Source organism: Micromonospora sp. NPDC005413 (genome assembly GCF_040606435.1).
Lineage (GTDB): Bacteria > Actinomycetota > Actinomycetes > Mycobacteriales > Micromonosporaceae > Micromonospora.
The window spans coordinates 1-9,942 of sequence record NZ_JBEXEV010000066.1 but is presented as its reverse complement, the minus strand read 5'-3'; the positions used below and the strand labels follow the sequence as shown (position 1 = coordinate 9,942).

The window sequence follows — 9,942 nt, the reverse complement described above, 5'->3', positions numbered from 1 at the left end:
ACACAAGCACGGAAGCCTGCCCGGCCTACGACAGACCACAACAGACAGACAGTGCGATCACCGCGCGCCGCAGGAATAGCATCGACACTGACCGCCAAACTACTGACGTAACATCGGCGCGAACCATGCCGATGAGCTGCCAACACTCCGCATCCCGCAAGTGCGTTTGGAGTATTAGTAGTGCAACGGCAGTAAGCGAGTCGAGTCGGGCACCCGGTCGGCAGGGGTCGGTGGCCTTCCCGGCGCCCTCCTTCAGCTTCCCGGCGGCCTCTTCGGAAGCACTGCCGCCCAACCATCGACCTGCCGTAGCGGGTCAGGCGGTGCGGCCCGGCGAGGCGGCAGCGGCGGTCAGCACGGCTGCCATCGATGTCGGGATTTGAGGTCGACAAACGTGGCGGTCGGCAGCGCCTCGCGCAGCCGGGCCTCCGCGTCATCGACTGGCACGGCAATAGCTGCCCGCCGTCGCTCGCCGGGAAGGCGATTTGGCCGCAGCCGGCGCCGGCCGGCGTGGCGCGACTGGCGACGCTTGTCGGCCTCACCTCATGAGGCACGGGTGATGATCATTTCGATGCTTCTATGCCATGTTCATCCAGATGGCGATTCTCTGTGACGATCAGTCCGTTGCGTTCGATGTACTACACGTGACCGTCGCGCTTGCCAAGACATTGATCATCTGGCCCGTAGCCCCTAATCTTCGACACGCCCCGATCAGGGCCTGACGGTGGAGGTCTGTGCCAATGCATCGCTGGCAGTCTCGCGTGTTCATTAACCTGGCCGTGTCCCGCTGGACCCGCCGGCTGGCGGTCCTGCTGTCACTGATGATGGTGGTGACGCTGTCGCAGGTGCCGATGCGGTCGACCCGGCCAGCGCAGGCGGCGTCGCCGGCAGCTGCCGCAGCCTCGAAGCCGGCATGCCCGAAGCAGCGGCCAGATGAGGTGTCGGCGGCGGTGGCGGCCAAGCTGTGCGGTGCGCGGGTCGAGGTCGCGAACCGACTGTCCGAGACGACGCAGGTGTTCGCGAATCCGGACGGTACGTCGACGGAGGAACGGTCACTGGCGCCGGTGCGGGTCCGTGCGGGCGACCGCTGGGTCCCGGTGGATCTGACCCTGGAGCGACGGGCTGACGGCTCGGTGGGGCCGAAAGCGCATCCGCGAGGGCTGACCTTCTCCGGTGCCGCGACCGGCAGCGGCGAACACGAACTGGTCGCCGTGGGTGCAGGCACCGAACGGGCGGCGCTGGCGTGGGCAGGGCCGCTGCCGCAACCGGTCCTGTCCGACCGGACGATCACCTACCCGGACGCGTTGCCCCATGTGGACCTGGTATTTCACCTCCACTCGACGGGCTACGAGCAGCATTTCGTGGTGAAGGACCGGGTGGGGCTGGCGCAGGTGCGCAAGCTGAGCCTGCCGATGCGAACCGGCAAGCTGACCGTGGCCGGTGACGGCATGGGTGGGCTGCTGTTGAAGAACAGGGCCGGGCATCAAGTCGGGCAGGCGCAAACCCCGCTGATGTGGGACGCCGAGGTGTCTCCACAGTCCCTGGAGAGAGTGCGCCGTGGTCGAGTCGCGCTTCGTACGGTCGCCACGGGTGCCGGCCGTACGACAGTGGAGTTGACGCCTGACGCGACGTTCATGTCCCGCGCGGACCTGACGTTCCCCGTGACGATCGACCCGCCGACGTCGCTGTCTCCGTCGTTCGACGCGTTCGTTCAGTCGGACTACAGCAGCGATCAGTCCGGCACGGCGGACCTCAAGCTTGGTTACTCCGACGACGCCGGCTCTCGTACCGCGCGGTCATACCTGCGGTTTGCCACGACCGGCTTCGCGGGCAGCGTGATCAGCACCGCGAAGCTGAAGCTCTGGAACTACCACTCGTGGTCCTGCACAGCAGCCTCGTGGGAGGCGTGGCGCACCGACTACGTGGACGCGTCGGCACGGTGGACCAACCAGCCTGCCGCGCGGGCAAGGGTCGGCACCTCCACCGAGACCAAGGGATACAACTCGTCCTGCGCCGATGGCTACGTGTACATCGAGATCGGCGGGGCCCTGCAGTACGCAGCCGACAACAACCAGTCCAGCGCGAGTGTGCTGCTGCGGGGAACCAACGAGTCGGACCACCTGTCGTGGAAGCGGTTCGATTCGGCCGAAGGCACCCATCCGCCGCTGGTCTCGATCACGTACAACCGGGCGCCTTCCGCACCGTCAGCCCAGGCGCTTGCGCCGTGTTACAGCCTGTGCGGTGCGGGTGGCCGCACCTCCGCAGTTCGACCGGCGTTGTCGGCGAAACTGGCCGACGCGGACTCCGGACAGACACTTCAGGCCGAGTTCGAGCTGCGGAACAAGGCCACCCAGGCGGTGGTGACCTCCTCGGGGCTGCGCTCGGGTAGTCCGGCCTGGACGAACGGCTCGACGGCCTCGTGGCAGGTTCCGGTCGATCTGCTCAACGACACCGCGTACGAGTGGCGAGTGCGGGCCAAGGACCCGTGGACCTACGGTGGCTTCACCGCCTGGACGACCTTCACCGTGGACACCACCAAGCCGGGGGTGCCCTTCGTCGCGGCGGCTATCTATTTCAATGACGGGCAGCCGCACGGCGGGGCGGAACAGCCCGACACCTTCACGTTCACTCCGGCGTCCGGTACGAACGACCTCGCCGCGTTCGTCTACAAGTTCGACTATGAGTCGACGGCGACGACGGTAGCCGCCACCGGCGCAACGTCCGTGACGCTGCGCCCCCGAGACGGGCACCGCACGCTCACGGTGCAGGTCAAGGACTCCACCGGCAACCTGTCCAACACCAACCAGTACGTCTTCGACGCGGGTGCGGCCGCACTGGCGCAGCCGCTGCCCGGAGCGACGATCGTCAAGCGCGCCAAACTGGAGATCACCACTCCGGTGACCGGTTACACGCGGGCGTACTTCGAGTACCGCCGCGGCCCGGGTGGGGCGACGTTGCCGATCCCTTCGGCGAACCTGACCTCGGCGACTGGCGCACCGATCACCGCGACGGCCGCGAGCCCGGTCACCAGGTCATCGCTCGGGGCTTACGCGGTCTGGAATGCCACCGACACGCTTGGCCTGGTCGGTGGCGTGGTGGAGGTGCGGGCCAGGCTGTATACCGCCAGCGGAAGCACCGCCGCCTACAGCACGCCGTGGGTCAGGGTGTCGGTGACCTCCAACGGCGACGGCGCCGCAACCGACGACATCGGCCCCGGATCAGTGAACCTGCTGAACGGCAACTACGCGTTGTCCTCCGCGGATGCCGACGAGCTGGGCCTGTCGGTCTCGCGCTCGTCCTCGTCGCGCAAGCCGTCCGACGGCTATCAGCCGATGTCGCAACGGCTGACGGACAATCAACAACAGGTTTCGTTCGACCTGACTGGCTTCACCGTGCCGTCGACCTCTTCGGCCCTGCGATCCACCACCTACGGACAGGGCGAAATCACACCCCTGGACTCGTTGGAGATCACCCCGGTCAGCACGACCAGTAACGACACGTACGTCGCGGTGGGTGGGGACGGTGGTGGCCTGCGGCTCGGCATGACCGGCGCGAAGACCTACCGGATGACCGGCTGGATCTTCGTCCCCGCCGGCAGCGGACTGGTGCCGGCGTTCACCGATCGTGGTCTGCGCATCGTCGGCTTCTACCGGGTGGGCACCAACTATTACGAGGTCGCCTCGCCGATGGCGGGCTTCACCGAGGGTTGGCAGGAACTCTCGGTGGACATGGCCGTGCCCGCCGGCGCAACTGAGGCTTTCTTCCGCCTCTACAGCGGCATGCAGGGCGGCTCCGGGCGCAAGGTGTACTGGGACAACCTGTCGATGACGGAGGTCGTCGCACCTTTCGGGCCCGCCTGGACGGGCGGTGTGACGGGCGGAGCCGCCGACGTCGAATACACCACGCTGACGCTCCCGCAGCCCGCTCTGGCGCAGGTCGACACCATCGACGGCGATTGGATCACCTTCTCGAAGAACGCTGACGGCACTACCTTCGCCCCTGAGCCAGGCGCCGAGGGCATGGTGCTGTCGAAGGTCGGCACGACCTCCTACCGGTTGACCGACGTCGAGGGCAACACCACCGAGTTCACCCAGCAGGGCGGCCTGTGGGCGGCCACGTCGTCCTGGACGACGGAGTCCGACAGCACCGCGCGCTACGTGTACGACACCACGGGCAGCCGCCTGCTCCTCAAAAAGGTCATCAATCCGGTTGAGCCGGGGGTGGACAACACCAACAAGTGCACCGCGGCCCTGGTTCGCGGCTGCGAGGTTCTGGAGTACGTCTACGCCACCGCCACCACCGTGGGACTAAGTCAGACCGTGTTCGGGGACTACGTTGACCGGGTATCGGCGATCAAGCTGTGGAGCTGGGATCCCGACGCCAACGTGGTGAACGCCGTGGACATCACCCGCTACGCCTATGACGACCTCGGCCAACTGCGGGAGGTGTGGGACCCCCGCGTCAGCCCCGTGTTGAAGACCAGCTACGCGTATGTCAGCGGCCGAGTCGTGAAGGTCACCCCACCGGGCCAGCTACCGTGGATGGCCGACTACGGCAATCCGGACGTCGACACCGCCGCGTTGCGGTGGGACCTGGACGCCGGCTCCGGTTCCTCGGTCGCCGACTCCTCCGGCAGCGGCCGCAGCGGCACCATGGCCAGTGGCGTCGGCTGGGGTCAGGGCAACGACCCGGGCAACCCTGGCGACAAGGCGGCGATGTTCACCGGGACGACGGGCCAGCAGGTCACCGTCGCCGGCACCGCACTCTCCAACACGTCCTCCTACACCGTGTCCGCTTGGGTGCGGTTGACGGACAAGTCCGTAAACCGCACGGCGGTGTCCAAGAACGGCTCGTACACCAGCGGCTTCTTCCTAAACTATGTGCAGTCCACCGACCGCTGGGCGTTCTCCCGCATGGACACCGACAGTTCCACATCGCTGCCGATCCGAGCCTCGTCGAACACGGCACCGGTGCTGGGCCGATGGACCAACCTCACGGGCGTGTACGACACCGCCACCGGCAAGATGACCCTCTACGTCGACGGGGTCGCGCAGTCGACCACCGCGCCCACCGGCGGCTGGAACGCCACCGGCGCATACGTCATCGGCCGCTCCCAGTGGAATGCGACCTTCACCAACACCTGGCACGGAGGCATCGACGACGTCCGGATCTACGGCAAGGCTCTCACCGCCGATCAGGTCACTGCCCTCGCTGGTGACGAGAACGCGGGCCAGCTGCTCAGGGTTCGCCACACGGCGCTGCTGCAAGGCTCCAAGACCGCGACCGACGGCGAGATCGCTACCAACGTCGTCTACAACGTGCCGATGGCCAAAGCCGCAGGTGGCCCGCACGACATGACTGCCGCCGCTGTCGCTGCCTGGGGACAGGTCGACGTGCCCACGGACTCGACCGCAGTCCTCGGACCCGAGGACAATCCCGGACGTAACCGCGCGACGGCGACGTCACCCGGTAGCAACGGCTTCGCGTACGCCACCGTGCACTACCTGGCGGCGGGCGGCAAGAGTGTCAATACCGCCACCCCCGGCGGCCATATCGACACGAGAGAGTACGACAGATTCGGAAACCTGATACGCACGTTGGAGGCCACCGGTCGAGAGATGGCGCTCGGCGTGCTTCCCGGTGCCGACGCCTACCTGGCCGAGATCGGCCTCGCCAATTCCGACACTGCCAGCAGAGCCCTCGCCCTGTCGACCCTCAACAGCTACAGCGCCGATGGGGTTGACCTCGTCGAATCGCTCGGTCCGACGGCGAGCGTCGTCCTTGATGCCGCCGTCGCGGATCCGGACGCGGGAGGGCCCCTCGGGGCGATTGCCGCCGGCACTGACATCATCGGCCGCCTCCACACGGCCAACAAGTACGACGAAGGCAAGCCGGATGGCGCTGCTTACCACCTCCTCACCACACAGACCAGTGGAGTACGCATCGATGGCTACCCCGACGCCGACGCGCGAGTCACCAAGAACGGCTACGACGCCGAGGGCAACGGTGCCTCCGGCTGGGTTCTCAAGCAGCCGACCAGCGCGACGGCGGATGCCGGCGCAGGCGGGCGCCACCTCACCTCCCGCACCCGCTACGACTCATCCGGCCGGGTCGTCCTGTCCGCCGGCATCGGCGCGACCGGCACCGACGCCCGCTCCCGAGAACTGATCTACTACAGCGCTGGCACCAACCCCGCGGACACCGGCTGTGGCGGTCGACCCGAATGGGCCGGCACGTTGTGCCTCACGCGTGCCGCCGGAGCGGTGGTGGGCCACGACCCGCAGCGGATGTCGGCCGCTCTGCCCGACCGGCGGGTGACCGTCAGAGCACGGTTCGGTGGCGAGGCGGTCGTCGTCGAGACCGTGGAGGGGCACTCCCGCACCCACACCACCACCTTCGACGGTGCCGGGAGGGTCACCGGCAGCCAGATCACGTCGGATGAGGGCGCCGCACTCAGCGGTACCACCAACTCCTACGATCTGAGCAGCGGGGCGCAGACGACCACGACCGACGGCAGCTCGACAATCACTCGCGAGTTCGATCTCCTTGGCCGGGTTTCCCGTTACACCGACGCCGATGGCGGTTCGACGGTGAACGAATACGACAGGTTTGGTCGTCTGGTGAAAACCGCTGATGGCTCTGGGCAGGTCACCTACAGCTACGACCGGGTCAAGGAGCCGCGAGGGCTGCTGACGGCGCTGACCGACAGCGCTGCCGGAACGTTCGGAGCAGCCTATTCGTCGGACGGCCAACTCACCAAGGTCACCTATCCCGGCGGCCTGACTCGGACCGACTACCTGAACTCCAACGCACAACCGACCGAACGCGTCTACACGCGTGACTCGGATGGCGCCGTCATTTATTCGGAGGCAGTCGGTAGGAACAGCTTCGATCAGTGGCGGGAACACGCCTACACAGGTGGCGACAAGGAATACTCCTACGACACCCTCGGTCGCTTGGTGCGTGCCACGCATCGCAGCATGATCACCAGTGGATGCGTGACCCGGACCTACACACTCGATGATCGAGCCAACCGGACCGGCCAGTCCCGGTTCGACCCGGATCAAGACGGCTCCTGCCAGTCGACGGCCGCCGCCTCGCAGGCCACGCACACCTACGACTCGGCGGAGCGACTGCTCGACGCAGGCCACTCGTACGACCCGTTCGGGCGAACCGTGACCACACCTGACGGAGTTGCCAACTCCTACTACGTGAACGATGTCGTACGGAGCCAGCAGAGCGAAGACGCTCGGCGTACCTGGACCCTCGATCCCGCGCGCCGGTTCCGAGCCACCAACGACGAGTCGCTCGTAGACGGGCAGTGGGCCGCGGCAGGGTCGACGACCAACCATTACGGCGACGACTCCGATGCCGTCCGGTGGACCCATGGCTCGGCCGGGGAACTCGTCCGCAACGTCACCGGTCCGGACGGCAACCTGATCGCGACGGCGACGTCCCTGGGAGTGGTCGCGCTGCAGCTGAACGATCTGCACGGCAACGTCGTCGTCTCGACCGACCCGGGTCTCGCCGATCCGACCGTGCTCGATTTCGATGAGTTCGGGGTGCCAAACGCAGCTCAGCAACGTCAGCTTTACGGGTGGCTCGGCGGCAAGCAGCGTGCGGGCGCAGGTGCCAATGAGTCAATCCTGATGGGGGTGCGGCTCTACAGCCCGGTCCTGGGTCGGTTCCTGCAGGTAGATCCCGTCGAAGGCGGTAGCTGCAACCCGTACGACTACGCATGCGCGGATCCGGTCAACAAGTTCGACCTCGACGGCCGGATGATCATCAACGACGGAGGGGGGTCCAGCAGCGCTTGCAGTGGTGGCTCGACCTGCCCGATGAACCGCTACGAGAAAGCCCGTTGCCGCGCGCACCCGGGCCAGTGTGCCGTCTACGGTGCGGTCAGCGCCTGGGCAAGCCAGGAAAGTAACCGGTCATTCCCCGAGGGGGGCAGGCAGAACGCCTACCGCCACTGCGTCTGGCAGGCCATGCTCACCTTCATGTTTGGCTCGAAGAGCAAAGCCAAGGCGTGGGGCGACGCCCACGAGGGCAAGCAGAACTCGCATGACAGTAGGGTCGACCGCAGGAACAACGTCGTGGGTCGGGACATCGGAGCCAAGGTGGATCGCAAGTACTACCGATGGCAGGTCAACTCCGCCCGCAAGGCAATCTGCAAGGAATGCAAGAAGGCCGTCCGATCCGGGCGGCTGGACCTGACGGGGGGTTGAGTGGTGAATAGTCGCTTCCCATGTCTTGCGGCGCTACTCCTGACGCTGCTGGCGACTACCTCCGCCTGTTCCAAGCAAGAGGAGAACTGGTCGTGTGAGCGTCAGGAGGAGATAGCCGGCGCTCTGCGGATGGACGGAATCTGGAGCACGGCGCACGGTGTCGGCACCGACCTGGGGGACTACTCCGAGTTGCCCTGCACCGGCGACGAAGCCAGCATCACCTATGGTCAGAGGTTCCGTACGGATGGGCAGCTGTCGCTGGACGAGGTGCGGCAACTCGGTCAGCGGCTGACGACGCAGGGAGGGCCGTGGCAGCTCAGGACGACGTCATCGCGCGACGAAGGCGCCGCCGACGCCGCGCATGTCTGCTACGGGTCCTCGAACGCGCATGACCTCACCTACCTGAGATTGCATTCCGTTCCGGATGCCGCACCGGAACCGAATCTTTACATCGAACTGACGGTCGCCAAATCCAATATGGAAATCTGTATCTAGAGGATGCCTGCGCGGCGCTGCCCACGCCCATTCGACCTGACGACCGGCCGGCAGCTGTGGCAGCACCCGGCCGAGCCGGACGGTGTTCAGCTCCAGTGGTGCGGCGGCCTGGTGTGCCGCACCGGCGCCGACGGCGTCACCGCGCTGGACCCGGACACCGGCGGCGTGCGGTGGCGGCTGGCCGGCTGGACCGCGCTGGGCCCGCTCGGCGACGGCCGCATGCTCGCCACCCGGTCCACGCCGGGCGGCCTGGTTCTCGACGCCGCGACCGGGCGGGTCGACGTGCGCTTCGACGGCTGGTCGGTGCTCGGCAGTACCGCAGCCGGTGACCTCCTGGTCACCGCCGCCCCGACGCCGCTGATCGGCGCGCTCGACCCCGCGACCGGAGCGGTGCACGTGCTGGGCCGGGCCGCCTCCCCGCCGACGCAATGCATCACGACCGCGACGCTCATGGCCTGTTGGAGCGGCCGGGTCTCGATCTGGACCCCGGCCGCCTGAGGAGAGAGGCAACGCTGTGCGAGCAATCCCGCTGTTCGTCGTGGCACTGGTGCTCTGCGGGTGTACTGCACCAGCCCCGCCCGCCGCCGGCCCGGCCTCGCCGGCCGGGTCGGCGCCGGTGCCGTCGTCGCCGGCCGCGTCGCCGCCGGTGCCGGCCTTCCAGCAGAGCCTGCCCGGCAGCGCCCGGCGCGAGTGCGTCGCGGTGCCCGGCGATGCCACGCTGGTGCGCTCGGGCGACTTCATCGCCGGGGACTTCGTGGAGTACCGCCGGCAATGGCATCCTGACCTCGGCCCCGACCTGGGCAAGCTGTTCTGGCTGCCGGCCCGCCCCCAGCTCAACGCCGCGCTCACCGTGACCGCGACCTCCGGCGGCCGCACCGAGACCTACAGCGCCGGCTCGCTGGCGACCAACGACGCCGGGCAGGCGATGTACCCCAGCGGCATCCCGTTGCCGGCCGCCGGAACGTGGAAGCTCGTCGCGCGGGCCGGCGACGGGTGGGGGTGCTTCGAGCTGACACTGCTCTGACCGGCGTTCGGCGCGCGCCCGGGCCCAGCTCAGCGGACAACACCAACGCCACTCAGCTCCGATCCCAAATGAACGGCTACCGGAATGCGGGCCAGTGCTCCGTCCTTCAGGGCGGGGGTGAAGGCCCGCGCTGGGAGGGCCGCCAAGGCCCGAGTAGTGCCTTAAACCGGGCGGTTCTGCTGCTCGATGTACTGCTTC

General features: G+C 67.5%; 4 protein-coding genes. All 4 read left to right on the top strand.

The genetic code is table 11. The annotated features are described in order from the left end of the window. Nucleotides 1-758 precede the first annotated feature (758 nt). From ABZS37_RS32305 to ABZS37_RS32290, 4 genes are read left to right on the top strand one after another with little or no spacing between them, the layout of a single operon-like run. Entirely contained in the window at nt 759-8,225 is a 7,467-nt protein-coding gene (locus ABZS37_RS32305) for a LamG-like jellyroll fold domain-containing protein (protein ID WP_355175332.1), read from the top strand. A 3-nt stretch (nt 8,226-8,228) separates the two neighbouring features. After that, on the top strand, nt 8,229-8,720 hold the full coding sequence (locus tag ABZS37_RS32300; protein ID WP_355175330.1) for a hypothetical protein: 492 nt from the start codon (nt 8,229-8,231) through the stop codon (nt 8,718-8,720). Nucleotides 8,721-8,723: 3 nt separating this feature from the next. Then, a complete protein-coding gene (locus tag ABZS37_RS32295; protein ID WP_355175328.1) occupies nt 8,724-9,218 on the top strand; it encodes a PQQ-binding-like beta-propeller repeat protein in 495 nt (164 codons plus the stop codon). Between the two features lie 16 nt (nt 9,219-9,234). Beyond that, the gene (locus ABZS37_RS32290) at nt 9,235-9,744 is read left to right on the top strand and encodes a hypothetical protein (RefSeq protein ID WP_355175326.1); all 510 of its coding nucleotides are present in this window, start codon (nt 9,235-9,237) and stop codon (nt 9,742-9,744) included. The last annotated feature ends 198 nt before the right edge of the window (nt 9,745-9,942 follow it).

What these genes read in the sequence shown, in the direction of transcription:
- ABZS37_RS32295 (WP_355175328.1), top strand. Translation starts at nt 8,724, where the DNA reads ATGCCTGCGCGGCGCTGCCCACGCCCATTCGACCTGACGACCGGCCGG.